This is a genomic window from Exiguobacterium sp. s43 (genome assembly GCF_018617255.1).
In the GTDB taxonomy this organism is placed as follows: Bacteria; Bacillota; Bacilli; order Exiguobacteriales; family Exiguobacteriaceae; genus Exiguobacterium; species Exiguobacterium profundum.
On the sequence record NZ_JACSJT010000001.1, the window covers coordinates 614072 to 639932 of the forward strand.

At 43.9% G+C, this 25861-nt stretch carries 32 protein-coding genes; 22 read left to right on the forward strand and 10 right to left on the reverse strand.

Features of this window, described 5'->3' with window-relative positions:
* Positions 1-101 precede the first annotated feature (101 nt).
* The 18 genes from KNO79_RS03200 (at position 102) to fliT (ending at position 16494) form a co-directional block, all read left to right on the forward strand.
* Positions 102-587, forward strand: a complete 486-nt coding sequence (locus KNO79_RS03200) for a hypothetical protein (protein ID WP_196431017.1) — start codon at positions 102-104, stop codon at positions 585-587.
* Positions 588-646: 59 nt separating this feature from the next.
* On the forward strand, positions 647-838 hold the full coding sequence (locus tag KNO79_RS03205; RefSeq protein ID WP_214690633.1) for a hypothetical protein: 192 nt from the start codon (positions 647-649) through the stop codon (positions 836-838).
* A gap of 60 nt (positions 839-898) precedes the next feature.
* Positions 899-1726, forward strand: coding sequence for a GNAT family N-acetyltransferase (locus KNO79_RS03210; protein WP_214690634.1), 828 nt, complete (start codon positions 899-901; stop codon positions 1724-1726).
* 10 nt (positions 1727-1736) lie between these two features.
* On the forward strand, positions 1737-2060 hold the full coding sequence (locus tag KNO79_RS03215; RefSeq protein WP_074036219.1) for a hypothetical protein: 324 nt from the start codon (positions 1737-1739) through the stop codon (positions 2058-2060).
* Positions 2061-2182: 122 nt separating this feature from the next.
* Positions 2183-3475 carry a methyl-accepting chemotaxis protein gene (locus tag KNO79_RS03220; protein ID WP_159562662.1) on the forward strand — a complete coding sequence of 431 codons (1293 nt, stop codon included), beginning with the start codon at positions 2183-2185 and terminating at the stop codon, positions 3473-3475.
* 71 nt (positions 3476-3546) lie between these two features.
* A complete protein-coding gene (locus KNO79_RS03225) occupies positions 3547-4635 on the forward strand; it encodes a DUF2920 family protein (protein ID WP_214690635.1) in 1089 nt (362 codons plus the stop codon).
* 178 nt (positions 4636-4813) lie between these two features.
* Positions 4814-5638: a flagellin N-terminal helical domain-containing protein gene (locus tag KNO79_RS03230; protein ID WP_214690636.1), complete on the forward strand. Its 825-nt coding sequence runs from the start codon at positions 4814-4816 to the stop codon at positions 5636-5638.
* A gap of 144 nt (positions 5639-5782) precedes the next feature.
* Positions 5783-7684 carry a motility associated factor glycosyltransferase family protein gene (locus tag KNO79_RS03235; RefSeq protein ID WP_214690637.1) on the forward strand — a complete coding sequence of 634 codons (1902 nt, stop codon included), beginning with the start codon at positions 5783-5785 and terminating at the stop codon, positions 7682-7684.
* 59 nt (positions 7685-7743) lie between these two features.
* Complete coding sequence (gene pseB, locus KNO79_RS03240) at positions 7744-8709, forward strand: UDP-N-acetylglucosamine 4,6-dehydratase (inverting) (RefSeq protein ID WP_214690638.1); 966 nt, start codon at positions 7744-7746, stop codon at positions 8707-8709.
* 41 nt (positions 8710-8750) lie between these two features.
* Positions 8751-9923 (forward strand): UDP-4-amino-4,6-dideoxy-N-acetyl-beta-L-altrosamine transaminase, encoded by a 1173-nt coding sequence (gene pseC / locus KNO79_RS03245; RefSeq protein ID WP_214690639.1) that lies wholly within the window; start codon positions 8751-8753, stop codon positions 9921-9923.
* A 3-nt stretch (positions 9924-9926) separates the two neighbouring features.
* Complete coding sequence (locus tag KNO79_RS03250) at positions 9927-10664, forward strand: glycosyltransferase family protein (protein WP_308162660.1); 738 nt, start codon at positions 9927-9929, stop codon at positions 10662-10664.
* A 29-nt stretch (positions 10665-10693) separates the two neighbouring features.
* Positions 10694-11665, forward strand: a complete 972-nt coding sequence (locus KNO79_RS03255) for a PseG/SpsG family protein (RefSeq protein ID WP_214690640.1) — start codon at positions 10694-10696, stop codon at positions 11663-11665.
* 14 nt (positions 11666-11679) lie between these two features.
* Positions 11680-12522: a methionyl-tRNA formyltransferase gene (locus KNO79_RS03260; RefSeq protein WP_214690641.1), complete on the forward strand. Its 843-nt coding sequence runs from the start codon at positions 11680-11682 to the stop codon at positions 12520-12522.
* Between the two features lie 29 nt (positions 12523-12551).
* On the forward strand, positions 12552-13598 hold the full coding sequence (pseI, locus tag KNO79_RS03265) for a pseudaminic acid synthase (protein ID WP_214690642.1): 1047 nt from the start codon (positions 12552-12554) through the stop codon (positions 13596-13598).
* Positions 13599-13733: 135 nt separating this feature from the next.
* Complete coding sequence (locus tag KNO79_RS03270; RefSeq protein ID WP_159562655.1) at positions 13734-14090, forward strand: flagellar protein FlaG; 357 nt, start codon at positions 13734-13736, stop codon at positions 14088-14090.
* A gap of 15 nt (positions 14091-14105) precedes the next feature.
* On the forward strand, positions 14106-15755 hold the full coding sequence (gene fliD / locus KNO79_RS03275) for a flagellar filament capping protein FliD (protein ID WP_214690643.1): 1650 nt from the start codon (positions 14106-14108) through the stop codon (positions 15753-15755).
* 14 nt (positions 15756-15769) lie between these two features.
* Entirely contained in the window at positions 15770-16144 is a 375-nt protein-coding gene (fliS, locus tag KNO79_RS03280) for a flagellar export chaperone FliS (RefSeq protein ID WP_074036234.1), read from the forward strand.
* Entirely contained in the window at positions 16141-16494 is a 354-nt protein-coding gene (fliT, locus tag KNO79_RS03285; RefSeq protein ID WP_074036236.1) for a flagellar protein FliT, read from the forward strand. The genes fliS and fliT overlap by 4 nt, the downstream gene beginning before the upstream one ends.
* Positions 16495-16528: 34 nt before the next feature.
* Here fliT and KNO79_RS03290 read toward each other — a convergent pair whose 3' ends face one another.
* The gene (locus KNO79_RS03290; RefSeq protein ID WP_214690644.1) at positions 16529-16906 is read right to left on the reverse strand and encodes a DUF3021 family protein; all 378 of its coding nucleotides are present in this window, start codon (positions 16904-16906) and stop codon (positions 16529-16531) included.
* A 160-nt stretch (positions 16907-17066) separates the two neighbouring features.
* Between KNO79_RS03290 and KNO79_RS03295 the strand changes: the two genes are divergently transcribed.
* Both KNO79_RS03295 and KNO79_RS03300 read left to right on the forward strand, forming a co-directional pair.
* Positions 17067-17249 (forward strand): hypothetical protein, encoded by a 183-nt coding sequence (locus tag KNO79_RS03295; protein ID WP_214690645.1) that lies wholly within the window; start codon positions 17067-17069, stop codon positions 17247-17249.
* A gap of 138 nt (positions 17250-17387) precedes the next feature.
* On the forward strand, positions 17388-18014 hold the full coding sequence (locus KNO79_RS03300; RefSeq protein ID WP_078147330.1) for a hypothetical protein: 627 nt from the start codon (positions 17388-17390) through the stop codon (positions 18012-18014).
* Between the two features lie 149 nt (positions 18015-18163).
* Here the strand turns inward: KNO79_RS03300 and KNO79_RS03305 are convergent, their stop codons facing one another.
* The 9 genes from KNO79_RS03305 to KNO79_RS03345 all read right to left on the reverse strand — a co-directional run bounded on the left by KNO79_RS03305 (position 18164) and on the right by KNO79_RS03345 (position 24521).
* Complete coding sequence (locus KNO79_RS03305) at positions 18164-18637, reverse strand: AraC family transcriptional regulator (protein ID WP_078147329.1); 474 nt, start codon at positions 18635-18637, stop codon at positions 18164-18166.
* A gap of 99 nt (positions 18638-18736) precedes the next feature.
* Complete coding sequence (locus KNO79_RS03310) at positions 18737-19237, reverse strand: DUF1572 family protein (protein WP_214690646.1); 501 nt, start codon at positions 19235-19237, stop codon at positions 18737-18739.
* 263 nt (positions 19238-19500) lie between these two features.
* Positions 19501-20166 carry a DUF2225 domain-containing protein gene (locus KNO79_RS03315; protein WP_214690647.1) on the reverse strand — a complete coding sequence of 222 codons (666 nt, stop codon included), beginning with the start codon at positions 20164-20166 and terminating at the stop codon, positions 19501-19503.
* A 9-nt stretch (positions 20167-20175) separates the two neighbouring features.
* Positions 20176-20619: a YaaR family protein gene (locus KNO79_RS03320; protein WP_074036246.1), complete on the reverse strand. Its 444-nt coding sequence runs from the start codon at positions 20617-20619 to the stop codon at positions 20176-20178.
* Between the two features lie 24 nt (positions 20620-20643).
* Positions 20644-21546 carry a flagellin N-terminal helical domain-containing protein gene (locus KNO79_RS03325; protein WP_159562647.1) on the reverse strand — a complete coding sequence of 301 codons (903 nt, stop codon included), beginning with the start codon at positions 21544-21546 and terminating at the stop codon, positions 20644-20646.
* Complete coding sequence (locus tag KNO79_RS03330) at positions 21530-21910, reverse strand: flagellar protein FliS (protein ID WP_159562646.1); 381 nt, start codon at positions 21908-21910, stop codon at positions 21530-21532. Before KNO79_RS03330 ends, KNO79_RS03325 begins: the two co-directional genes overlap by 17 nt.
* The gene (locus KNO79_RS03335; RefSeq protein WP_047795070.1) at positions 21907-22197 is read right to left on the reverse strand and encodes an EscU/YscU/HrcU family type III secretion system export apparatus switch protein; all 291 of its coding nucleotides are present in this window, start codon (positions 22195-22197) and stop codon (positions 21907-21909) included. Before KNO79_RS03335 ends, KNO79_RS03330 begins: the two co-directional genes overlap by 4 nt.
* A 9-nt stretch (positions 22198-22206) precedes the next feature.
* Complete coding sequence (locus KNO79_RS03340; protein WP_214690648.1) at positions 22207-23952, reverse strand: hypothetical protein; 1746 nt, start codon at positions 23950-23952, stop codon at positions 22207-22209.
* A 74-nt stretch (positions 23953-24026) separates the two neighbouring features.
* Positions 24027-24521 (reverse strand): competence protein ComK, encoded by a 495-nt coding sequence (locus tag KNO79_RS03345; protein ID WP_031422844.1) that lies wholly within the window; start codon positions 24519-24521, stop codon positions 24027-24029.
* A 271-nt stretch (positions 24522-24792) separates the two neighbouring features.
* On the opposite strand from KNO79_RS03345, the gene cspD reads away from it, so the two are divergent.
* Both cspD and hpf read left to right on the forward strand, forming a co-directional pair.
* Positions 24793-24990, forward strand: a complete 198-nt coding sequence (gene cspD, locus KNO79_RS03350; protein ID WP_012726946.1) for a cold-shock protein CspD — start codon at positions 24793-24795, stop codon at positions 24988-24990.
* A gap of 306 nt (positions 24991-25296) precedes the next feature.
* Entirely contained in the window at positions 25297-25860 is a 564-nt protein-coding gene (gene hpf / locus KNO79_RS03355; RefSeq protein WP_012726945.1) for a ribosome hibernation-promoting factor, HPF/YfiA family, read from the forward strand.
* The last annotated feature ends 1 nt before the right edge of the window (position 25861 follow it).

Consider the following 25861-nt stretch of genomic DNA (forward strand, 5'->3'; position numbering starts at 1 on the left):
TCGTCAATGTAAGGGGAAACATTTTTTCAGAATATTTAATGAAAAGTCGTCAACTTGTGGGATAATCAAGTGAAGACATTAACAAGTGAGGAGTGGTTCTTGTGAACAAATCGATGAAGTGGGCGCTCGCGCTCGGTGTGACAGGTGCATTGGTGGCGACAGTTGGTGTCGTCTCGTCCCGGGGACGGACAGAGGATACGACGCAGACGATTCGTGACCGTGAGCTCGGTTATGAGATTATCTTGCCGTCGAAGATTGTCGAGGCGATCGAGCGAGGTGATGTCTATATCGAGAAGGCGCAGGACGTCGTCGACATCGGGGACACGAAGAGCTACGGTACGTTCGATTTATACTATAACGTTGAGGACGGGGACGACCAACTCTTGTTCCACCTGGACTTGATCGACCGCGAATTGACGCAAGAAGCGTTCGCGACAGAAATCGGCTACGGCAACTACCTCGGGACGAACGACAAGACGTTCTTCTGGGTCGAACCGACAGAGGCCGTCCCAGGTGCGGAGGCGCATACGGACGAGATTGCTGAGTTGATCGAGACACTTCCTGAGTTAGAGTTCCGAACGTTATAACATGGAGAGACTGCAGACGGCTGAATCGTTTGCAGTTTTTTCAGAGAGGTGGGGGACGTGTGCGAAAGACATTACCAAGCCGAAGACGAGATTATTCGGAGGGATTGATTGTAATCCTTTTGTTTATCGTCGCGATGTATATATTTGATTTACCGAAACAAGAAAGCTTGATCACCTTGGCTGTTGTCATCGTCATCTCAGTCATGATGCGAGAATTGACTTATCTTTTTCAGAATGAAAGAAATCATTGAATGTCTGCTCGCTACGGCGGGCTTTTTCCTTTGTGCTACAATACAAATGAGGTGATATGAATGAATTGGACAGTAGAAGAAGTAAGACAGGCAGATGACGTCAAAGCGTTAGAACAGGCGGTCAACGCGAACGACAAGATCGACGTAAAGGTTGGGCATGAGTCGGTCGGGCAGAACGACTATGCGGTATATGACGGGGAGACGCTCGTTGGTTATCTCATGCTTTTCCCGTATCTTCCGAACGAGTATGAAGTGAATGCGCTCGTTCATCCTGAATACCGGAAACAAGGTGTCTTCACGGCACTACTCGAAACGGCAAAACAAGACGCGAAGTTGAACGGTTGCGAAGCATTCACGTTCGTCATCGACCGAAACTCGGCATCCGGGAAAGCGGTGCTCGAGCATCTTCAGGCGGCGTATCAGTTCTCGGAATACAATCTCGTCTTGAAAAAAGCGGAACTCTTCTTGAAGCCGGACGAAGTATCGCTACGTGAGGCGGCGTCAGAGGATCGTCCGCTCATCATCGCGACGCTCAGCGAGGCGTTCGGAGATCCGGTCGATGTGACGGAAAACATCTATCAACAAATCGATACGCCAGACCGCGTGACGTATATCGGTGAAGTGGACGGCAAACCGATCGGTGTGATTCGCGCCCTTCTCACTGGGGATGATGCGGCAAGCATCCATGCGTTCGGGGTCAAAGCAGGCGAACAAGGCAAAGGCTACGGTACGAAAATGTTGAAACAGATGGTCCAACAACTGTTCCGCATGGGCCGGACGAAAGTCGAGCTCGATGTCGAGACGGAAAACAAGGCGGCGCTCGAGATTTATAAACGTGCCGGTTTTGCGGAGAATGGTGGCTATGAGTTTTATATGATTGAAGTGTGAGGTGAACCACATGGTGAAAAATCTGAAATGGCTCGGCGCGGCGTTTGAAGCCTTCCTCGGGATTCCGCTTCTTGGCGGTCTCTTCATCATCGGAATGGGCTATTCGCCCCTCGGTTTCATGTTCGTCTACCACGTGATCGTGTTGATTCTTTCGTTCAGTCGATTGAGTCGCTTCTCTTACGGTGCGGCGGTCGGAATTGCGGCCTCGGTGCTCGGCTTCATTCCATTTGTCGGGATGATGCTACACTGGGCGGCTGCCATCGCGCTCGCAATTGATGCGGCGACGACACCACGCCGTGTGATCCATGTTGAACGTGACGATGAAGCATTTTGATGAAACGTACTCCTTGACGGAGTACGTTTTTTCATTGACCAAACGTTCAACTGAAAACGCTATACATTCATTGGAAATTGGACGATATAGTAAGTGATGAACACAATGAGGAGGAACAAACAGTGAAAGTATTTAAAAACTTTACGACGCAATTGCTCGCGTGGATTTTGGTCACGTCCTTTATCACGGGCGGAGCGGTCGGCTACATCACCCTATTACTCTTGACGGAACTCGAGATGGAACAAGGTCAAGTCATGCTCGTCGGTACGGTCGTGGCATTACTCATCTCATCACTCGGCGGAATCGTCATTTACTTGATTGCCCGTCGTCCACTGAAAGCGGTCGAGATGGCTTCTGAAAAAGCTGTCGAAGTCGGGAATGGTGATTTGACGGTGCACTTCGCCGACGAGAAGACGACAGATCGTTCAGAGATGGGACGTTTGCTCTTGTCGATGGACAACATGGTCGAACACCTTCGGGAACAAGGCACGAACATGCGTTACACGGCTGACCAATTGACGGGTTCGGCACAGGAAATTGCAGCTTCAGTTCAAGAAGGGAACGTTGCAGGAGAAAGTATCCGTTCTGCGATGGATTCTCTCAACAAGATGTTAGAAGATAACGTCAGTGCGACATATAACTCGATGGACTTGCTCGGAGCGGTCGCGCGTACGATGGAGAGCATCCGCCAAGAGATGTCATCGGCGCTTGATTCGGCAAGCGAGATGCAACAGGAAGCAGAGAGCGGGAAAGGTCTTGCCTCGTCTTCAGTTCATGCGATGCATGCGATTGCCGGGAAAGTCGAACAGTCATCGACGCTCAACAGCCAGTTGACAGAAATGACAGGCGAAATCTCACGGATCACGGATGTCATCAGTGACATCTCAGCACAGACAAACTTGCTTGCCTTGAACGCATCGATTGAAGCGGCACGTGCCGGAGAGCATGGGCGTGGATTCGCTGTCGTTGCGGCAGAAGTGAAAAAGCTCGCGGAACAAACAGCGAACTCGACTCAAGAAATCACGGATCTCATCGTAGACGTGAAGCGTCTCGTTGGGGATACATCGTCTTCAATGGCGAACGTCAAAGCAGAAGTGGAGACAGGTGTCGGTTTAGTTGAAAAAGCAGGTGGTGCGTTCGCATCGATTCACAATTCCGCAAATGAAGTATACAGTCATGTCCATTCGGTCGATTCACTCCTTGATGAGTCACGTGGTCAGATCGATTCGGTTGTGACAAACTCGGCGGGCATCGTTGGCATGGTCGAAGAAGCATCGCGTTATGCGAATGAAGTGACATCAGCGGCGAGCCAGCAAGCGGCAAGTCTTGGTGAAGTGAACGGAGCGATGTCAGAGCTCGTTCGCGTCGCAGAGAGTTTGCAGAATGAGACGGAACAGATGAAAGTAGAAGTGTAATTTTATTAAAACGATTCATTCGTGAATCGTTTTTGTTTTTGAATCTATACAGTTGGAAGTGAGGAGTGCGGATGGCAGAACAGCATCACGTGAAGATACCTGCACATTATAATATATATTCAGGGAATTCAGGGAGGGAGCTACGTATTGAATTTTCAATCCCTTCGGAAGAGATAAATCACAAAACCGGGTTACTTCTTTTGGTGCCAGGGTTTGGCGGAAACATTGATTCAAGAGTTTACAAAAAGATGAGAGAGACATTTGCTGATCAATTTAATTTAATTGTTATTCAATGTGATTATTTTGGAAGTTCTTATATGCAGTCAGCTGACTCGATTAATTTTAGCGATCTTGCGACTCTAGAAGAATTATTGACTAGTGATGAAATTAAGCAAGTCAATGCAAATCAATCACAACTTTGGTCTATATTGTCTACAAAAAGCGCAATTTTGCCTGTGAATGCGAAGTTGAATGAAAGCATTAATGATTTTAATGATATGGGATATATGCAAGCTATTGACTTGATTACATCTATTGAAATTGTTAAGGCGATTGTTAAGGATAATGGTTATTCTTTCGATGAAAAAAGGATAATAGGGTATGGTCACTCACATGGAGCTTATTTATTACATCTAAGTAATTGTTTGTCTCCCCATCTATTCTCTTACCTTATTGATAACTCGGCATGGATAGAGCCGAGTTATATGAAGCAAAACCGAATTCTCTATCAACAAGTTGGAATGTTGACACTTGCTGTTGAGTTTGAATATTTAGCTAAAGAAATCATTGATAACAAATCATATCTTAATTTAGAAAATCTATATAAAAACTACAATGGTTCTGCACAAATCATTTCCTTCCAAGGAGATGAGGATAATTTAATAGATCATATCGAAAAAGAAAGGATTATTAGTTCCATTCCAAGAGCTGAGTTTTCGTTGATAACGAAAGAAAAAGTGGATCAAATAAGATTCAAGTCGAATAATCATGGGTTAGATGCGGATTTTCTTGAGTTATTTTCATGGGCACTCGAAATGGAAAAACCTTTAACGTTGATTGAAGAAATACCGTTGAATTATGAGGTAAACATTGGATCATTACATATAGAGGTTGACTCCTCTGGAGGATTGCCTATCTTTCATTTTCAAGAGTCAAAATAAAGAAAAGTATTTATTTTTATAAAAATGATTAAAGTTCTCTGAAGATGCTCCGATATAGAGTATGGAAACGATAAAACGTTCCAACAAATGTAAGGTGAGGGGCCGGCCTAAACCTTACATGCTCGGACAAACGGATTTGGAAGAGCGGAAAAACTTAAACCTATGGAGGGAAATTACAATGATTATCAACCACAACCTTAACGCAATGAACGCACACCGCAACATGTCGTTCAACACAACTAACTCTGGGAAGGCAATGGAGAAACTTTCTTCAGGTCTTCGCATCAACCGTGCTGGCGATGACGCTGCTGGTCTTGCAATCTCTGAAAAAATGCGTGGACAAATTCGCGGTCTTGATCAAGCGTCACGTAACGCACAAGACGGAATCTCACTCATCCAAACAGCTGAAGGTGCATTGAACGAAACGCACTCAATCCTTCAACGTATGCGTGAACTCGCTGTTCAATCGTCAAACGACACGAACACACAAACAGACCGTGAAGAGCTTCAAAAAGAAGTAACAGAGTTGACAAGTGAAATTTCGCGTATCGCGAACAACACTGAGTTCAACACGAAGACTTTGATGAATGGTGATTTCTCAGGTGCTGCAAACGGTCTTAAGTTCCATATCGGTGCGAACTCAGGACAAAACATTACACTTGAACTTTCAGATATGACAGCTACTGGTCTTTCTGTTGATACAGTTGACATCGAAACACAAACAGGTGCTAACAGCGCAATCACTGTTATCAACAACGCAATTGAAACTGTATCTTCTGAGCGTGCGAAACTCGGGGCAACACAAAACCGTCTTGAGCACACAATCAACAACTTGAACGTTGGAGCTGAAAACCTTCAAGCTGCTGAATCACGTGTACGTGACGTAGATATGGCGAAAGAAATGATGAACTTCACGAAAAACAACATCTTGAACCAAGCTGCACAAGCAATGCTTGCTCAAGCGAACCAACAGCCACAAGCTGTACTTCAGTTGTTACGTTAAGATTCATTTAAAACCATATAAAAAGGGAAACGGACATAAAGTCTGTTTCCCTTTTTTTAAATAAATTTGTCAGTCTATCGATATTCATATATTGAAATTGTATACTATATACAGATGAACTTTTAAAACATAAAGGAGTACCTTATGTCACAACTGCGAAACATCGTAAAAGAGCTTCGGGACATCTCAAATCAAGTTGTCCTCTTAGTTGAAAACGAAAAGTGGGATGTCCTCGACGAGATTGTGGGAATCATTCGACTATTTGGCGAAAATATTCATTCTAATGGAATTCGTACAGTAGAACATGTATCGGATCTCCAAGCCATCAAGAAAGAGAATTTACAACTGTATGTCAATGTTGTCTATGATAATTTGCAATTATTAATTACAGAATATGAAGCATTAATAGAAGTAGAACATCAGAATCAAATCGTCTTCCCGTTCCGCTATCATGAGAACGAGATGGCTCTTATAAAGCAGAACGATAGTAGCCACTATTTTGTGAGTGAAACGCTTTTAGAGTTTGAGCGGTTGCGAGCCGAGATTGCTGATGACACGGAAGCTATTATCCTTTTAGGGTATGGAAGTGGGCTGTTTCATGCTGAATTGATAAAACAATATCATGTCTTGACGATTGATCCCCTCAACTTACCGTCAAATATTAAAAGTGATTCAGTCTTGTCTTTTCTTGATTCGCAAGACGATTATAAAACTTTATTGCAATCAAAGTTTCAATCGTTTATTGGTTTGAAAACGGAAGTTATTAAACATCCACTTTATGAGGATACAAAAACGTTACTTGAATTATTAAAATTGGTTCGAAATTATTTGAGCGAAAGTCGAATTGATTTAACGACACGTAAAGTGTACACGGAGAGCTGGTATCAAGAATCGTTTCAAAATGCGAGCTACCTAAACCGGCATTCAGATCGTCTTTTTAACATCGATTGTCTCAAACATAAATATAACGGAAGCCATGCGCTAATGATTGCAGGGGGGCCTTCACTAGAAGATGCAATCCCTTATCTTAAACAGGCTCAGCACGCTTACTATATCATTGCGATTGGTCAGACAGTTAAAGTTTTACTGGAGAATGAAATCCGACCGGACTTTGTCATATCGATTGACGCTGGTGAAGCTAACGCTCATTTCTTCAACGATATTGAAATTGATGTCCCACTTGTCTATTCGTTACAAGTGAATCATCAGATTCCACAACGAGCAAAGGGGTTACTTGTCCCTTATGCTGATGCCAAGATTACACAAGATTTGCTACCTTATACAAAAATAGTTTTCAGTACGTACCCTACGGTGGCGTTAGCAGCGGTTGCATTTGCGAACTATTTGGACTTTGATTCAATTGGATTGATCGGACAAGATTTAGCATTGCGAGAAGGTGAATATTATAGTGCTTCGGTCAAACAAGCTTCTTCAAACGATGGTCAGTTCACTAAAACGTTATATGACGTACCATTGAATAATGGTGAGATGGGGAAAACCACACCAATCTTATTTGGTTTTTTAACTAGTTACCAAGCATTAATCAAGTCACAGCTCGGATTAAAAGAAAAACTAGTCAACTACGCGGAGAAAGGTGCTCGAATTGAGGGAGTTTCGTATCAATCCCTTGAAAGGCTCCACACCACACCGATTCAAAAACAGAAACTTGAACAAGTCAAAGAATCAGAATTGAATGTCCCGATTGAGCATGTACAACAATTACTTGATAGTGTGAGCGAACGATTGCAAATGCTTGAAAAACGATTGGGTCGCGCTATGAATCAAAAAGCGGTCACCATCGATGAGTTTGAAAAAATGCTACGGGATTGGGATGCGATGATTGAAGCGCCATCTTTCCGCACACATATCATGCCGCTTCAACTCGTCAATTTATTAATCATTCAAAATAAAATTAAATTCCATAATCGATATAATCGAACGAGTGCATTACGTCTTTCGATTTTGTCGCGAATGTTTGAGTCGATTCAAGAACTACAAACTCAACTTCACACGATAAAACAAGCGTATGCAGAAACCATTAAGTAACAAGTAGCGCCAATAATATATTTATTAGACATTGTGCATGAGAGAGGAAGTATATAAGCATGTTTACAAATCAGACAATTTTAGTCACGGGTGGTACAGGGTCTTTTGGGAAAAAATTCATCTCCGCCGTATTAAAACAAAATGTAAAAAAGGTCATCGTATTTAGTCGAGATGAGTTGAAGCAATATGAAATGGCACAAGAATTTACCGATCCCCGCATTCGCTTCTTCATTGGGGATGTTCGTGATAAAGAACGCCTTTATCGTGCATTTGATGGAGTGGATATTGTCATCCATGCCGCGGCGCTCAAGCATGTCGGAGCTTGCGAGTATAATCCATTCGAGGCCGTGAAAACAAATATTCATGGTGCTCAAAATATTATTGAAGCGGCTATTGATCGTGGTGTCAAAAAAGTTATCGCACTAAGTACGGATAAGGCTGCAAGTCCGATTAACTTGTATGGTGCAACTAAATTGGCATCAGATAAATTGTTTGTCGCTGGTAACTCATATGCCGGGGATAAAGACACACGATTTGCTGTCGTCCGATACGGTAATGTCGTCGGAAGCCGAGGCAGCGTTGTACCATTCTTCAAGAAGTTGAAGCAAGACGGAGCAACGGTCATTCCAGTGACCGATGATCGGATGACTCGCTTTTGGATCACATTAGACCAAGGTGTCCAGTTTGTTATCGATAGTTTGACACGTATGAACGGTGGAGAGATTTTTATTCCGAAAATCCCAAGTATGTCGATTCTTGATTTGGCTGAGGCGATTGCTCCTGAGTGCGACATCAAAATTGTGGGGATTCGTCCAGGTGAGAAATTACATGAGGCAATGATTACGGAAGATGATGCACGGCACACGTTAGAGTACGACGATTATTTTGTCATTCAACCTGAGTTCCCTTGGTGGAGTGCAGAGTATTCAAATGGTGGAAAGTCGTTACCAGAAGGGTTTACATACGTCAGTAATGTAAACAATCAGTGGCTATCGGTCGATGAATTAAGAGAGTTAGTGAAGTGAGGAAGACGGCATAGTCATTTTTTGATGAGAGGAAGTTTAGAGTGATTGATCAACCTGTAAGAAACACGTTTCTGCCTTATGGCAGACAATGGATCGATGAAGAAGATATTCAAGCTGTGGTCGACACGTTACGAGGTGACTTTTTAACAACTGGTCCTGCTGTTGATGAGTTTGAACAAGCAATCGCTCAGTATGTTGGAGCTCGATATGCTGTCTCCTTTTCTAATGGGACGGCCGCCCTACACGGTGCCTGTTTTGCAGCAGGAATTGGTGAAGGGGATGAAGTCATTACCACTCCGATGACATTTGCAGCTAGTGCGAATTGTGTTCTTTATCAAAAAGGAATACCTGTATTTGCTGACATTGATCCAACGACGTATAACTTAGACCCGAATGCGATTGAACAAGCCATCACTCCACGCACAAAAGCCATCATCCCTGTCCACTTTACAGGTCAACCTGCAGCGATGCAGGAGATTCATCGAATTGCCGAACAACATGACTTAGTCGTCATTGAAGATGCGGCTCATGCGTTAGGTGCCACCTATCAAGGGAAACGAATCGGTGCACTAAGTGATATGACGATGTTTAGTTTTCATCCTGTTAAACATATTACTTCGGGTGAAGGTGGAATCATCACGACAAATGATGAAGTGTATTATCGTAAATTATTACAATTTCGGACCCATGGAATTACAAAAAGTGCTGAACAGTTAGTTGATCACCATGGTCCTTGGTACTACGAAATGCAGTTTTTGGGTTTCAATTATCGAATGACAGATATTCAAGCTGTCCTTGGAACAAGCCAATTGAAGAAGATTGAACGATTTATTGAGTTACGAAAATACTATGTTTCTTTATATAATGAGGCATTTCGCGAGTTATCTGAAATTACGATACCGCATCAAGATGAAAGTGGAGAGTCCAGCTGGCACTTATATATCATTCGCTTAAATCAAAACCGGTTAAACGGTTCACGGAAAGAACTATTTGAGGCCTTATTAAATGAAAACATTGGAGTCAACGTCCACTATATTCCTGTTCATTGGATGCCATATTATCAAGAGCTAGGGTATGAAAAAGGGATTTGTCCACACGCAGAAACGCTATATGAAGATATCATTACACTCCCTCTATTTCCTGCGATGACTGAGGAAGATGTGTACGATGTGATCGATGCGGTGAAAAAAGTGTTAAAACGATATGGGAAGTGAAAAATGGCTATGAAAACGGTGGCGATTATTCAAGCACGGATGGGCTCAACGAGGCTTCCTGGGAAAGTATTGATTAAACTGCAAGGCCGCACGGTGCTTGACCATGTGATTACTCGAGTAAAACAAGCGAAATTAATTGATGAAATCATCGTTGCAACGACAACTTTGAGTGAAGACGATGTATTGTCGGAGGAAGCAAAGCGATATGGTGTTCGTGTGTATCGAGGAAGTTCAGATAACGTACTGAGTCGATACTATGAGGCAGCTATGGAAGCCGAAGCTGATGTGGTGATTCGAATCACTTCAGATTGTCCCTTGATAGATCCTTTCGTAATAGACCAAATGATTGAAACGTATCATAATAATCGATACGACATTGTAACAAATGCGGGCCAGGATTTGAGTAAAAGAACATTTCCACGAGGTTTAGATATTGAAATTTTCTCGAGTGAATTACTAAGCGATGCATTTAATAACCATAGTGAAGATTATCATATAGAACATGTTACACCCTATATGTATGAAAAAAGTCAAAATGTATATCATCATATTAACCCAATAAATGCATCGAACTATCGATTGACTTTAGATACTGAAGAAGACTTAGAACTGATTACAAGCATATATAAGAAACTTTATACAGGAACTCACTCATTTTATTTATCTGAAATTTTAAATCTATTGGAAAATAACCCAGATCTAAGTATCATCAATTCTCATATTGAACAAAAAAAATATTAATGTAGATCTGACAAAGGATATGTATTTGTATGAATATTATAATTTTCACTGAGGGTGGAAACGATAACGGATTTGGTCATATTTCTAGATGTAGTGCATTATATGATGAAATTGTATTGAGGGGATTGAATGCAAAACTCATTGTTAATACAGATTTAGAAAGAATTGAAATGTTATCCAATAAAGAATATGAGATAGCTGATTGGTTATCTTTATCCTATCTTGAAAGGAATTCATTTGACCAAACATATTGCATCATTGATTCATATATTGCTGATATAGAAGTGCTTGAATATATTAAGTTAAAATCAGTTAATTGTATGTATATTGATGATTACAATAGACTAAATTATCCAAAAGGAATTACTTTGACTCCTGCATTAATCAAAGAATCATCAGTTAAAAATAACGAGAATGAACTGAGCGGACCAGATTATATTATTTTGCGTAAAGAATTCACTAACAAGCGAGAACGAATCATTAATGAGGATGTAAAAAAAGTCCTTGTTACTCTAGGTGGATCAGACGCAAAAGGATTGACAGAAGAAATAATCAAGAAAGTAATTCCCCATTTTCCATTATTCTCTTTTGATATAGTGTTAGGGAACGGAAAAAGCAGTCCTGAACTTATAGACGAAAATAGAATCGAGAATGTAAATATTATTAATAATGCAAGTGCTTATGAAATGAAAGAGTTAATGATTGATTCCGATTTTTCTATTACTGCTGCTGGACAAACTGTATATGAATTAACTGCTACGAATACTCCTTTCATACCAATCAAAACTGCTGAAAATCAACAAAACAATATAAATGGATTGTTTGATTTCAATGTAATTAATTGTTTGATTGACTCAGATGATCCTTTTTGGATTGAAAACTTACTTTTTGAGATTAATCGTTTAAAAACTTATGACAGTAGATTAGAGTTCTATCATAGATCAAAAGGTTTAATTGATGGTCGTGGATGTAAGAGAATAGTTGATCGATTGTTAAAGTAGAGGTGTTTGTTGTAATGAGGATGATATTTTGTGGTTTTGGTAAACTAGGAAAAGTTTGTTTAGATACTTTAATTCAAAACAAGTATGATGTTGTGTTTGTATTAACTCATAAAGACATGAGTGAGCATAGTGTGGATTCATACTGTGAAGTTAATAATATTCCCTATTCCTATATAGATGTAAGGAAAGAAGGAAATAAGCTACTGGAACAAATCTTAATCGAGAATTCTATCTATCTAGTGAGTGTAAATTACAGATATATTTTACCTTCTAAAATCATTAATTCTGTAGAGGTGGCTATAAACCTTCATGGGTCATTATTACCAAAATATAGAGGAAGAACCCCACACGTTTGGAGTATCATAAATGGCGAAACATACAGCGGTGTTACTTCACACTTAATTGACGAAGGTGTAGATACTGGAAATATAATTAAGCAGATACGAATTAAAATTGAGGAAGATGATACTGGGTATGACTTGTTGATAAAATTTGAAAAAGAATACCCGGACTTACTATTGGACTCTTTGACAGATATACAGAGTGGAATATTGCCTAAAGTACAGAATGAAAGTCAAGGAAGTTACTTTGGAAGAAGAACTCCTGAAATGGGCTACATAGATTTTTTTAAAAATACTTTTGAAGTAATTAATTTTGTGAGAGCACAAGCTAAACCATATCCAGGTGCTTATTATTATTTGAAGAATGGCAGTAAGATAATTATTCATAAAATAATTCAATGCTCTGATTCAATAAGTAACTTGGACACTATTGGCGTAATTGAGAAAATCGATAGTGACTACTATGTACGGTGTAAAGACAATGTTTTAAAAATAGTTGACTATGAAATTATTTAAATGTGATTAACTACGAGGTGTGTATAAGAATGCCTATTAATATTCAAGATATTTTTACAAAGAATACTAAAAGTACATTTATTATCGCGGAATTATCGGCGAACCATAATCAAGATATTCAGCTCGCACTTGATACAATAAAAGCTGCAAAGGATTCTGGTGCAGATGCAATTAAGTTACAAACTTATACTCCTGACACCATTACCATCCAATCAAGTAAAGAATATTTTACAATTAAAAGTGGTACGATTTGGGATGGTCGCACACTTTATGACTTGTACCAAGAGGCCTATACACCGTGGGAGTGGCATAAAGAGTTGATGGATTATGCAAAAGAGTTGGATATCGTTTGTTTTTCAAGTCCTTTCGACCCTACTGCTGTGGATCTATTAGAAAGCTTACAGGTACCTGCGTACAAAATCGCTTCATTTGAAATCACTGATCTACCACTCATTGAATATGTTGCCTCCAAGAACAAACCAATCATCATCTCAACTGGAATTGCAACGCTTCAAGAAATTGAAGATGCAGTATCCGTCTGTCGTAAAGTTGGAAACGAGCAAATCATATTATTGAAATGTACGTCAGCCTATCCAGCAAAAATTGAGGATGCGAATCTCTTAACGATACAAAATATGAAAGAGACTTTCGGTGTCGAAGTCGGATTGTCGGATCACACGCTTGGAATCACTGCACCGATCGTGTCTGTCGCGTTGGGAGCGAAGGTGATTGAAAAACACTTTATTTTAGATAAGTCAATTGGCGGTCCAGACGCTAGTTTTTCTTTAGAGCCTCATGAGTTTAAAGCGATGGTCGATGCAGTTCGAGAAGCGGAACAAGCATTAGGGCGCGTCGACTATCAATTAAACGAGAAAAAAGTGAAGAATCGTGAGTTCGCACGTTCGTTGTTTGTGGTGAAAGATATTCAAGCTGGGGAAGTCTTCACGACTGAACATGTCAGGTCAATTCGTCCGGGACATGGATTGGCTCCGAAACATATCGATTCCATTCTTGGTAAAGTGGCAAGAAAAGATATCGAGCGTGGAACACCAATGAGTTGGGATTTGATTAAGTAAAGTAAATAAGATGATTGTCGAGGTGGCGGTTACGTCGCCTCTTTATTATGTGTGAGAAAGAAGAAGAAACTTAAGGAAAAAGTATTTTGACCGATATAAGAAATGAGACCATAACATGTGAGGGAGTAGAAGACTATGAATCCGACCATTTCTGAAGTCAGACTTCACTTGCCTTCTTCTGTATTACCGTATGAGCAAACTAAAAATGTGTTCGTTGAGGCCAATCAAACTCAACTCGCCGATGAAGGTATTGTTATTCTTCCGACGCCTCAACACATTACAAAGTTAGAGGCAGCGGTCGAGAAGGCGAATCAAGTCCTTGAAAAGCAACGTACCGGCTTGAAATTTATGAAGCACGAAAAACTGAATGATTATTATATTCAAATCGTCGATGCGAACAATGAAGTAATCCGTGAAATCCCAAGTAAAAAATCAATGGATTTCTTTGCGGCGTTTATGGAGTTTAATCATTTATTCGACGAACGGATATAAAAAAGGAGTGGGCATATGACATCACCAATTCGATTTGGCGGATTAGCCAGTGGGATCGATACCGATAGTATCATTAAACAAATGATGCAAGCAGAACGAATTCCAGTAGATCGTTTAGAACAGAAAAAACAATTGACCGAATGGCGGCGTGACTCTTATCGTGAGGTCAACCGTTCACTGTTAGCATTACGAAACAGCGCGGTCGATATGATGTTCAGCCGAAACTATTACGCAAAAACGGCTTCATCCTCTGATGAATCGCGTGTATCTGTCGTTGCAGGTCCATCAAGTGGAAACGCTTCGCTTACTATCAATTCAGCGACGTTGGCTACCTCGGCTTCTCATGTAGCGGTGGCAAATGGTGGAGGCATCACAAATGACACGGCAGTTTCGACACTCGGGTTAGAAGTTGGCATTCGGAAACAAACGTTAACTGCGGGAACAACTGAACTCGTAGTGAAACCGCTACCGAATAATCCGCCAACTTTTACGGATAAAGATGGTAATGCGATTTCATTAGCACATACGTACGATGCGGCAACTGGGAAGATTACGTTCGATAGTGGAGTGACAATCCCTGAAGGTGCACAAGTCGTGTATGAAGCTGGCTATCAAGTTCGTTTCCGTAACGAAGACGGTGGAGCTTTACAGACAGTATATGTTGATGAGAATGCTAAGTTTAAAGATCTCGTTACCGCGTTGAATGGCACAAAGACAGGAATTAGTGCGTTCTTTGATCAAACTTCAGGGCAGATTTCATTAACACGTAAAGACACGGGCGTGAAATCGATTATCGAATTTGAAGGCACTGCAGCTAAAGCACTATTTGGTTTAAATGGATCCGTAGCCGGGACGAATGCATCTGTGGATGTGAACGGCATTACGTTGACCCAAAGTTCAAACACCTTTACGATTGATAATATGACCATCACATTGAAGTCCTCATTCAATGATGGTACTAAAGTAAACTTGTCTTCTGCGACAGACACTCAAAAAATCTTTGACGGAATTAAAGGGTTCGTTGATAAATACAATGAGACCATCGACCTCATGAACAAAAAAACACGAGAAGAACGATTCCGTTCGTTTTCACCGTTGACTCAAGCTCAACGTGATGAGTTATCTGAAGACGAAATCAAGAAGTGGGAAGAAAAAGCGATGAGCGGTATGCTTCGCGGTGATACGATTTTACGCGGAACTATGGACAATCTTCGGAGCAAATGGTCGAGTGCTACAGCTTCATCGAATGACGTCGAGATGTCACGATTGTTCCAAATCGGTCTTTCGACTGGAGCGGATTTCACCAATGGTGGTAAAATCGAACTCAATGAAGAGAAGCTAAAAGCGGCTATCGAAAAAGATCCGGAGCAAGTATATCAGTTGTTTACAGATGCTGAAACTGGATTATTGCCACAAATCCGAGATGCTGCCAAAGATTCGCGCGATACGATTACACGAATCGCAGGAGCGGAAGGTTCTGGCGCACAAACCCATTCGATGGGGAAAGAAATGACCGATATTGATTCGCGTATCAAGCGGTTAAATGATTTACTCGTCGATAAAGAAAACGCCTATTACCGTCGTTTCACAGCGATGGAAACAGCGATGAACCAAGCGAATGCTCAAGCGGCATCACTGTCACAGTTTTTAGGCGGAGGCATGTAAGAGGAGGAGTTTAAATGGTAGCCAATCCATATGCAGCATATCAAAACAATGCGGTCACGACCGCAAATCCACAGGAACTGACGCTTATGCTTTATGACGGAGCGCTCAAGTTCATGCGCCTCGCCAAGCTTGCAATCGATCAAGGTAACCCTGATTTAAAGAACGTCAACATTCAAAAGACGCAAGCTATTTTTCGGGAACTTCGTCTGACACTCAATAAAGACATCGCTGTCTCAGCGAACTTAGATTCGCTCTATGACTACATGTGGCGCCGCCTCGTTGATGCGAACGTCAAGAACGATACAGCTATCCTTGACGAGGTACTTGATTTTACGACCGAACTACGTGATACGTGGAAGGAAGCGATGAAACTCGCGAAGCAGTCATGAGACCGATTGATGAAATCATCTTAAAGACGCAACGCTTGAAAGAACTGCTCGCACAAGTCCCGGAAGAACCGACGTATGATACATGGATGGAACAAATCCATGAGCTTTTAGATGATAGGGAACAGTTGCTCGCAGCACACGGTCCCGATTTGGAAAAAGCCGATCAAAAGGTCCTCAGGCAACTCGTCGACGATAGTCAAAAGATTTCTCGTCTCATTGAAGCCGAGCACCAGCGTCTAGGGATGACGCTAGGGACAGCCCGGATGGAACGGAAGACGGTCAAATCATATGTCGACCCATATGAAGACGTCGATTCTAACTTTTCTGGTCTATTCGACCAGCAGACGTAAAAAGCTCGAAGGCATATGCCTTCGAGCTTTTGTGTTAAGAGGCTTTGACTTGTCGACGCATGCGGATGATGAAATAAGAAGCGGTAAATAAAATCAGACCACTCACCGTGAAGTTTAAATAGAGACGTGCGGCATCTTGAAGCGATGTGATTGGCGTAGACCGACCGAACCATAGAAGTGGTAGGATTGTCACGTGCATAACGCTCCAATGAATGAAGATTTGTTTCTTGAACGACCACTGTTTGACTTCATAAATAACGCTTGTGAGCCCGAGGAAGAAGGCGACCCCTGCGTAGATGAACATTCCATGCACAGCCTCTGTATTCCCTGACCAACCTTGATAGAGAGCAAGTATCGCGAATGGCAACGACCAAATGAGACTCCGAAGTATTCCTTTTTTCAATAGTTGCATATGAATCTTCCTTTCATCGAATCGTTGTAAATGTATACGGCTGTGGAAAGGAAAAGTTTCATATAAAGGGTATAGATGAAATGATGTCTGTTTTCCGCTATAATCGGGTAAACATCAATGTAGCCGTTGCTTCTTTTCTGGAAAGAGGGAGGGAAACGAGATGCGTGAGAAAGAGTCCAAGATATCGTCACGGAAGCGCCGTTATTTCGTCTATGGTCCAGAGGGAGCGTACGATGAATACGTGGAACGGGACCCGAAACTTGAAGCGTACGTCGAGGACGATACGCCGTTTGAGGATCGTCCTGACCCATACGAGGAAGAAGAGCTGAAATCAAGAGGATAAGTATACATGTCAAGGTCCGATTATGGGCCTTGACTTTTATTTTACCTGGAACTTTTTCTTAATACGGTTCGGTTTGTCAATTCGTTATATTCGTCTTAACCACAACATCACTTGGATTAAGAAAAGGGAGAGATGAAGATGAACATGAAACGATTTGGCTTACTGGTGGCGGTACCGCTCGCACTACTTGTCGGTTGCGGGGAAGCAGACGAACTGAAGACGACGGCGACGGATACGGAAGAAGTGGTAGAGGCGGAAGCGAACGTACCAGAGGAGACGACTGTTGAAGAGACGGACGTCCAAGAAAGTGAACTCGGTACGAACAAGATCTACATGAAGAATAAGGCACTCACGATCACGGAGACGATGGGTCCGATTCAATTCGCCATCGACAAAGTACAGACGTCACGCCTCACGGTCGCAGAAGCTTATAGCGACTCATTCGATGGACAAGAAGAGGTGACGGTCGTCGCGATGAACATGTTGGTCGAGAATACGGTCGACGAGACGATGAGCTTCCATCCGAACCAGGCAACACTGGTGACGAACACAGGGGAACAGGTGTCTTCGGACTTATGGTTCTCAGATGACGTCGGTGGAGAATTTTTAGGAAAGGTGAAGAAAGAAGGGAACGTCCTCTTCTTCGTGAAAGCAAAACCAGAAGAGCTGACGGACTTGAAAGTCGTCATCGATGGACCATTCAACGAGAACTTCGACAAAGTGGCAGAAGACCGCTACGAATATACACTTAACGTGACAAAATAAGAGTAGGCGTGCCAAATAAAATCGGTACGCCTAGTCTCATGGTTGATTATTACTACACAATAAGCATAGTGGTTAGCATAGAGAATATAAGAAGGGATTCTCATATTTTGAGAGTTCCTTGTATCTTAATTTTTTCATTTTGTAAAATCTTAATTCTTAATGGGTACATATAAATCGACTTTAGATTTTCCGTCGGGATCTTCAGCTGGATTGTTCAAATTGAACTCCAAGGTATTTCTAGATTCGTCCACTGAATATTCGCGTTCTAGTAACCATTCTTCAAAAATATATTTATACGTCTCACTCAGTTTTTCTGGAGTATCGTAGAAATGGTGCACGATGTATTGACCACCTTCTAGCATTTTAAATTGTATCTCCCCGTGCCCTGTTTTATCAAAGTTTTTAGGAACTGTGACACAAGCATCATGTCTACATTCATGAGGATCAACATCGTTCGGATTATCTAATGAAATACCGATAAATTGACTTGATGGAGGGTAAAGGTTGTGTTCCGTCGCCCAATGTATTAATTTCCCCCAATGTTCTTGTGGTTCAAAATAGCTACCCGTACGTCTGATAAATGCAATTTCAGTTTCAGGCAATTGCTTTAAAGTCATATCCATTTTGTAACCCCCATTAAAGTTGACTGATTCAATTGTCTTGATGTCCAAAAAAGTGCTTCATTGAAATAATATCTCGTTGAAGTGTTGCAACAGGAATTGTTATTTACGCTGATGCGGCAACGGAATCGACAACACATCCCAGTCGCTCCCGGCGAATAGCTTCGACAGATAGACGATTTGTCCGACATGATACCCATAATGCGACACTTGGCGTTCGATCGCGTCAATCACGGAATGGGCTTCCCCTCGAATCATCACGTTCTTCCCTAAGTCATCTGGTGTCAAATCAGCTAAAACATTATCCAACAGTTGCCAACGCTCGTCCCAAACCTCCATGAGCTCCGCACGGGATAGCTGCTGGTCCTCGAACTCGGCGTCCCGGTCACGGTCCGGCTTCTCGCCGTCTGTCGTCAAAAAATCGGTCCAACGCGACTTCATGTTATTCGCCATGTGCTGGATGATCAAGGCGAGCGAGAGTGTGTCCGGCGCAAGTGTCTTGTGCAGGTCCTCTTCACTCACTTGGACGAGCGCGCGCTCAGCGAGTTGTTTCTGGCTTTTAAACGTAGCACGTACGGTATCGAGATATTGCGTTTCAAACATGAAAAGATCCTCCTCTTCGTATGTATCTGCTTTGAATATACCCCATATCTATCCCACTAAAAATTAAATTAATGTTATAGCAATTGAGATTCCATGGGATACATCCTGCAAGACGTCACCGCATAGTCGACATGAGGGTACTGGGTAGTCAATGTTGCGTGGATCTCTTATTCATCAATTGTGCCGATTGCGTTTGAATGTGAGTGGATGAGTGCGATTTTTTGTATTCAAAAAGTGTGAGACACAAGGTCCCACACTTCTGATTAGGCGTGCTCCAATCGAAACTCTTCCCAATGATCACGGGCCTGGTTCCGGATGCGTTCCGATACTTCCTTACTGCTGAGGAGAATCCCATACCAGCGACGCGCGTCCTCGTAGTAGTCAAGCGCGGCCGACAAATCGGCAATCCGCAACATGAGCTGGTCGTACGGTAATCCGGTCCGAATCGGGTCTGTATACGCTTCTTGCACCTCATTGTATTTATCGAGCGTCCGCTGCATCCATTCCTTTTCAGACGCTGCATCCCCAATCAATCGGTACATCCATACGATTCGCATCCCGAGCATAGCGATGACAGATGGTTTTTGTCCGCTCAACTGGGCCGTCATGACGGCGAACTTATAGAGAAGGATGACGTGCTCATATGAACGGTCGCCTTTCAACACATCCGGATTCACTTGATTGAAGTAGCTCGTCTCAAGCGCTTCTCGGTTATGTTTGCGCACCTTGTCGAACGAGTCGTGGAAGACGAGGTGACAATGGTCACAGACGGTCGGTTCGTATAAATAAGGATTCGGTCCATCATACGTTGTGTAGCCATCCTTCTCAACTTCGAGTGGACGGATGTGACGTGATAAGACACGGTTCGTCTTACTTTCTTGTAAACAATACGGACATTTGACTTTCTTCAAAAACAAATGTTCTGCCATCTCGACACCTCACACATAGACATTGACGAGCAATCCGCGAATTTCACCGACTTGGTCGAGTAGGGAAAGGCGAGAGGCCTCACCCGAGATGACCTGATCTGTCAGCGCGAGGAGTTTTTGGTCGACTTGTTCGACGACCTTATAAATCTTCGCGCGCCCGCGGCGATTGAATCCGCGTTTATCTTCGAGACGGAGTGCCGCGTCTACGGCCTCTTTCATAAAGTCTTTAATCATTTGTTTGTATTCGGCAAGCGCTTCGACAGTCTGACTTTCAGCTAGAAGTTCTCCTTGTTCATGAATCGCGGCGATTTGACGTTGGAAGCGTTCATGCTCCCGGTCTTCGCGCTTCTGACCGATCACATTTTGGAAGGAGACACCGGGTTCGACTTCGGCGCGCTTTGCCTTACTTGAGCCGAGGAGCGATTGCGTCTCCATGATGCGACGAATGTCCATATGGGCAACCGTCCTTTCTTTAGGTTAGTTCAATAATTGTAACACGCCTTGCGGCAATGCGTTCGACTGGGCAATCATCGCCATGCCGGACTGGTTCAAAATGTTTAGACGTGCGAAGTCCATCATTTCACGGGCCATGTCGGCATCACGGATTCGTGACTCAGACGCCGTTAAGTTTTCTGAGCCGATGGCGACGACGCTGACGTTCGCTTCTAAGCGATTTTGGATGGCTCCGAGTTTTGAACGTTCGAGTGACACTTTGTTGATGGCTGCATCGAATTTCGAAATGGCATCACCCGCATCCTCAGGTGTCAACACACTCAATGCATAATACGTTTCAGTGGGTGTCGTCGAATCGTTGTCATGGTCGACGGCAGGAAGTTCTCCGCCACCGGGTGTCGTCATCGTGATATTGAGTGCATGCGCCCGCATATCTTCCACATTTAAGATGACGGCTTCATTGTTACCTGCACCGATTTGGAAGAATAACGTATTATTGCCTTGCATGTATTCGCCATTCATAATTTTCTTTGAGTTGAATTCCGTCGTTTCGGCAATTCGTGTCACTTCGGCAGTCAACGCGTTAATTTCTTCCTGGACAGCTTTGGCGTCGTCTTCACTGAGCGTTCCATTTGCTGATTGAACCGATAATTCACGCATCCGTTGGAGAAGGGCGTGTGTTTCGTTCATCCCGCCTTCGAGTGTCTGCGTGAGTGAGATACTGTCGAGCGTGTTGCGTTCTGCCATCGAGAGCGAGTCGAGGCGCATCCGCATTTTCTCTGAGATGGCGAGTCCTGCCGCATCATCAGATGCCTTGTTGATGCGAATCCCACTTGAGAGGCGATCCATCGTTTTTTTCATTGACGCTTGATTCAGGGAAAGAGATGTATACGCTTTTAATGCTTGGACGTTATTCGTAATTTTCATAACGGTTTCCTCCAGTCGTGACAGGTTGGGTCTTGGCACGCTCCATTGCTTCACCCCATGTTTGATCGAGGTCACTTGCGAGCGTATGTAGTTCGGCGATTTTTTCCTTATCCTGGTCGATGATAGCTTCGACGCTTGCGTTTGCCATATATAGATAAATTTCATCCAGTTGAGCCGCGATAATCCCGCCGCCGTCATGGAGTCCTTGGTGAAGTTTGACTAAAAGTTCACGGGCTTGGCGAAGATGACGGTTTCGTTCGGCAATCGTCGAATCTTGCGCATGTTTATAGTGATAGACGAGTGCGTGAAGCATCGCCTGAGTCAGCTCTTCCGGCCTCATTTCATATAATTGGGTTGAATTCATCTTTGTTCTCCTTTGATCGAATCAAGTTCCTCTATCAACAACAACACTTCTGCCATCACATCATAAAGTTGGGGTGGGATGGCGTCTCCTAGGTCAAGGTCGAGCAAATGGCCAAGCAAGGAATGGTCGTTCTCGACCGCTACTCCTCGGGCACGTGCTTCCTGTAAAATCTTTTCAGCGACGGCTCCGGTCCCGCGGGCGACGATGACGGGCGCTTTATCCGTCGTTTCATCATAGCGGACGACCGCGGCCGTCTTACGTTTCGTCAAATCCATGCGTTGGTACATCGGGACCTCCTAAATTCTAAAGTCATATCCTGTCGTCGGTGCTATCGTAGGCTCTTCGATGACACGATCAGCTTTCGTGAGCGGTTTGAACTGGGTCGTCACACTCTTATATCCAATTGTCTCGAGCGTTTGTTCGATTTTCCCGAGAAGGGGACGAGCGAGTCGCTCGACCGTCGAATCGTCGTGCTCGAGTGTGAGTCGGAGGTTTCGATCTTTTGCTTCGAGTTTGACACCAATTTCTCCAAGACGTGGGGTCTCTAAACGAATGTAGAGGACACTGTTCTCCCAGTCGACAACGTCCCCGGCCTCCCGGTTTTGGATATGAACATGGATTCCGGTGTCGATCTCTTGAACTTTTGCCGGTAGGGCGAACAAGAGTTGATGGAGCTGACCGCCATCAAGGCGGTTGAGCGTCTGTTGGACTTGGAAGAACGAGGCGAGGCGTTGCGCCTCGGGGTTCGTCGTATCTCCACGTACCGATAAAGCTGATGTCGGCGTATTGGACGTCGCTTGGGCGAGCTGTGCCTGTGTCTGCACACGTTGCGCTACTTCCTGGATGTGTCGTCCAGATAATGTCGAATCGAGCTTGAGTGGCGCGACGGTCGGCATCTCGCCGGCACGTGTCGCCCCGTGTGGGATATATTCGATGCGTGTCTGGTTCGGCGCATAACGGAAATCATTCAGTGCCGCTCGGACCTCTTTGACGAGTGTCGCACTCTCTTGTGGTTTCGTCGCAAGCAACGACAACGCGACGTCGAGTTTGGCCGTCATGGCGACCAATTGCTTCTCTTGAGTCACGTCGGTATGAAGCAAGGCGTCCGTCTTTTGGACGAGTTGTGTCAGACGGGTCGAGACGGTCTCGAGGGCAGGGCGTGCCGCATGCGGGTTCGTCTCGATCAACGCAGCGACTTGTCCGAGTTGTTTCGTGACGGTCGCCTGCTCGTTTCGGAACGTGTTCGTGACGGTCGCTAGATGTGACGTCACTTCCTTCACCATCACTTGCTTCCCGTTGATTGGAGGAAGCGGCATCGCTTGGCGCGATTCAGATTCAATCGGACGCGATGATATCGGTGTCGTCGGCGTGAGGTCACGGATGACCCGGTCAATCGTTTCCGGTGTCGGCGTGACGCGTTCACTCACGGGACGTGACAGATTGACGAGTTCGACATACCGCTCTTTTTGTGGGTAAGGAGCGTTCGGCGCCGGCGGTGTGATCTGTTGTTTCGCTTCGTTCAAAGAGAGGACGGCGATTTCCCGAGCCATCTCACGAGGAACGGTCGGAGTGTCGAGCGTCTTCAAATGTAGGATGACGTCCCGCATGTCCCCTTTGAAAGCCGTCTCGAGAAGGCGTACCGTGTCTTCGTTCATCGGCAAGCGTCCGGATTGTAGCAGACGGCTGACCGCGCTTCGTACTTCAGGTGGAAGGGAAGCGAGGAGCGTCTGAATCTTCGCATCAAGCTTTGACGACGCGGACGCAGGTGGTGCGGATTCAAGTGTCTCTTCCTTTGGAGGAACGACGGTCGCCATCAAGACGCCGTCCTGTTCGGCGAGCGTCACTTGGAACGGGTTCGTTTTCGGAAGCCCATCTTTAAATGTGACCTCGACTTCTTCACCGTTGATCTTGACAATCGCGGAGTCGGGTCCTGTTTGTTTGACGAGTTCGGCCTTGTACGTCCGGTTCGTCTGGATGCCTGGTAAGACCGAACTGACGGCGGTCGCTTGGGCTTGAATTTGCATGTTTGTCACCTCGACCATAATATCGACCTCTTTTTAAAAAAATGAAGCGATACAATAGAAAAAAACCTTCCGTCTTTTCGACGGAAGGCGTGTCAGGACTCGAGCACGGGGCTCGCGTTCAATTGTTGGAACCGGGCGACAAGTTCACCTGTCGCTTTGAGCTGGTTCCGGAGGACGTACGGTGTTGCGTTCGTTTGGATTTGATGTCCATCAGTCGTGAGGACAAGCCCGTTCGGCTCACCCTCAATGTTCAGTATGTCTCGAATATGGGACCAGGCATACCATTCACAATCGTCTCGTTTTGGAGACTTCGTCGGGAAGAAGACGAGTCCAGTTGTCGGTTCAATCACGACAGGGACTTTCCCTTTTACGCCGGCGACGCGTTTGGCGATGAAGATTCTTTCCTCGATCGAGCTGTTGTACTGGCGGCAAGAAAGTTGCAACAACTGGTACGGCCGGAGCGGGGTTGAAATCTCGGTGCCATCCTCGAGAATGATCCGTGACTGCTTCATGATGTCAAAGCAAGGGAGAATCGCCACGGTTCGCTTTGTGATGCGATATTTTTCCTCAGAATAGTAGGAGCGCATACGCTGCACCATCCTCCTCGTATTAGATTTTCAGGATCGGCTAAAGACAAACGGCACAAACCTAAATCATCCCTTCAATGATATATCACAAAAAATGTAAATTCAACAAGACAATATGAAAAGTAGGGAAATATAATTCCAATGAAAGCCAAATGACGAAACGTTTACAAATATTTGAGAAAGTATTTGTCACGCTTACAAGAAGGTGGTAAGATTAGCCGTAGAGGACAATCCTCTGTATTCTCCAATGGTGAAAGGAATGGATTTACACATGGTAGGTAAAGTAAAATGGTTTAACTCAGAAAAAGGTTTTGGATTCATCGAAGTTGAAGGCGGCAAAGACGTGTTCGTACACTTCTCAGCAATCCAATCTGAAGGCTACAAATCACTTGACGAAGGTCAAGATGTAGAGTTTGAAATCGTTGATGGCGAGCGTGGCCCACAAGCGGCTAACGTTGTAAAATTATAATTTCAAACCACGAAGCCGGCTCCCTTGGGAGTCGGCTTTTATTTTTTCTACATAATAAAAAAAGGCGTTTAAAAATGAGTGGAATGGGTATTTTCTTTCTATACCTTTCGCTCGTTCTAGGAAATGTTGAATTCGGAACAAAATTGTCATTATTTTCTGATGATAACGTTTTCAATCGCAGCGTTTTCGGGGTATAATATGAGTGAGCCACCTGGTTCCCCTTTCTTTTTTAAGAAATGAAGCAGGAGATTCCGTCTCGTTCGACGAATCATTGGTTCAAGCGGTTATTTCTAAGGAGGAGTTCAGATGATTTATAACATTCGCGGCGAAAACATTGAGGTCACACCAGCAATCAAAGACTATGTCGAGAAAAAGCTGGAGAAGTTGACTCGGTATTTCACAACTCCTACGGATGCACAGACGGCTTACGTCAACTTGAAAGTGTATAACGAGAAACAAAAAGTGGAAGTGACGATCCCGATGCCGAACTTGTTGCTCCGTGCTGAGGACATCAACCTCGACATGTATGCGGCAATCGACCTCGTCGTCGATAAATTGGAACGTCAAATCCGTAAACACAAAACGAAACTCAACCGTAAAGGACGCGGGAAAGAAGGTGGCGTCGGCGAGTACTTCAAGTCTTTAGAAGGACCTGATGATACACCGGCCGTCTACGATGAGGACGAGGCAGAACTCGAACTCGTGCGGACGAAACGCTTCACGTTGAAACCGATGGACACGGAAGAGGCGATTCTTCAAATGGATATGCTCGGTCACAGCTTCTTCGTCTTCTCAGACGCAGAAACGGGCAACACGAACGTCGTCTACCGTCGTAAAGATGGGAAGTACGGCTTGATCGAACCTGAATAAT

Coding starts and splice junctions, on each gene's coding strand:
- KNO79_RS03210 (WP_214690634.1), top strand. CDS start 899: ATGAATTGGACAGTAGAAGAAGTAAGACAGGCAGATGACGTCAAAGCG.
- KNO79_RS03215 (WP_074036219.1), top strand. CDS start 1,737: ATGGTGAAAAATCTGAAATGGCTCGGCGCGGCGTTTGAAGCCTTCCTC.
- KNO79_RS03225 (WP_214690635.1), top strand. CDS start 3,547: ATGGCAGAACAGCATCACGTGAAGATACCTGCACATTATAATATATAT.
- KNO79_RS03230 (WP_214690636.1), top strand. CDS start 4,814: ATGATTATCAACCACAACCTTAACGCAATGAACGCACACCGCAACATG.
- KNO79_RS03235 (WP_214690637.1), top strand. CDS start 5,783: ATGTCACAACTGCGAAACATCGTAAAAGAGCTTCGGGACATCTCAAAT.
- pseB (WP_214690638.1), top strand. CDS start 7,744: ATGTTTACAAATCAGACAATTTTAGTCACGGGTGGTACAGGGTCTTTT.
- KNO79_RS03250 (WP_308162660.1), top strand. CDS start 9,927: ATGGCTATGAAAACGGTGGCGATTATTCAAGCACGGATGGGCTCAACG.
- KNO79_RS03255 (WP_214690640.1), top strand. CDS start 10,694: ATGAATATTATAATTTTCACTGAGGGTGGAAACGATAACGGATTTGGT.
- KNO79_RS03260 (WP_214690641.1), top strand. CDS start 11,680: ATGAGGATGATATTTTGTGGTTTTGGTAAACTAGGAAAAGTTTGTTTA.
- pseI (WP_214690642.1), top strand. CDS start 12,552: ATGCCTATTAATATTCAAGATATTTTTACAAAGAATACTAAAAGTACA.
- KNO79_RS03270 (WP_159562655.1), top strand. CDS start 13,734: ATGAATCCGACCATTTCTGAAGTCAGACTTCACTTGCCTTCTTCTGTA.
- fliD (WP_214690643.1), top strand. CDS start 14,106: ATGACATCACCAATTCGATTTGGCGGATTAGCCAGTGGGATCGATACC.
- fliS (WP_074036234.1), top strand. CDS start 15,770: ATGGTAGCCAATCCATATGCAGCATATCAAAACAATGCGGTCACGACC.
- fliT (WP_074036236.1), top strand. CDS start 16,141: ATGAGACCGATTGATGAAATCATCTTAAAGACGCAACGCTTGAAAGAA.
- KNO79_RS03290 (WP_214690644.1), bottom strand. CDS start 16,906: ATGCAACTATTGAAAAAAGGAATACTTCGGAGTCTCATTTGGTCGTTG.
- KNO79_RS03295 (WP_214690645.1), top strand. CDS start 17,067: ATGCGTGAGAAAGAGTCCAAGATATCGTCACGGAAGCGCCGTTATTTC.
- KNO79_RS03300 (WP_078147330.1), top strand. CDS start 17,388: ATGAACATGAAACGATTTGGCTTACTGGTGGCGGTACCGCTCGCACTA.
- KNO79_RS03305 (WP_078147329.1), bottom strand. CDS start 18,637: ATGGATATGACTTTAAAGCAATTGCCTGAAACTGAAATTGCATTTATC.
- KNO79_RS03310 (WP_214690646.1), bottom strand. CDS start 19,237: ATGTTTGAAACGCAATATCTCGATACCGTACGTGCTACGTTTAAAAGC.
- KNO79_RS03315 (WP_214690647.1), bottom strand. CDS start 20,166: ATGGCAGAACATTTGTTTTTGAAGAAAGTCAAATGTCCGTATTGTTTA.
- KNO79_RS03320 (WP_074036246.1), bottom strand. CDS start 20,619: ATGGACATTCGTCGCATCATGGAGACGCAATCGCTCCTCGGCTCAAGT.
- KNO79_RS03325 (WP_159562647.1), bottom strand. CDS start 21,546: ATGAAAATTACGAATAACGTCCAAGCATTAAAAGCGTATACATCTCTT.
- KNO79_RS03330 (WP_159562646.1), bottom strand. CDS start 21,910: ATGAATTCAACCCAATTATATGAAATGAGGCCGGAAGAGCTGACTCAG.
- KNO79_RS03335 (WP_047795070.1), bottom strand. CDS start 22,197: ATGTACCAACGCATGGATTTGACGAAACGTAAGACGGCCGCGGTCGTC.
- KNO79_RS03340 (WP_214690648.1), bottom strand. CDS start 23,952: ATGGTCGAGGTGACAAACATGCAAATTCAAGCCCAAGCGACCGCCGTC.
- KNO79_RS03345 (WP_031422844.1), bottom strand. CDS start 24,521: ATGCGCTCCTACTATTCTGAGGAAAAATATCGCATCACAAAGCGAACC.
- cspD (WP_012726946.1), top strand. CDS start 24,793: ATGGTAGGTAAAGTAAAATGGTTTAACTCAGAAAAAGGTTTTGGATTC.
- hpf (WP_012726945.1), top strand. CDS start 25,297: ATGATTTATAACATTCGCGGCGAAAACATTGAGGTCACACCAGCAATC.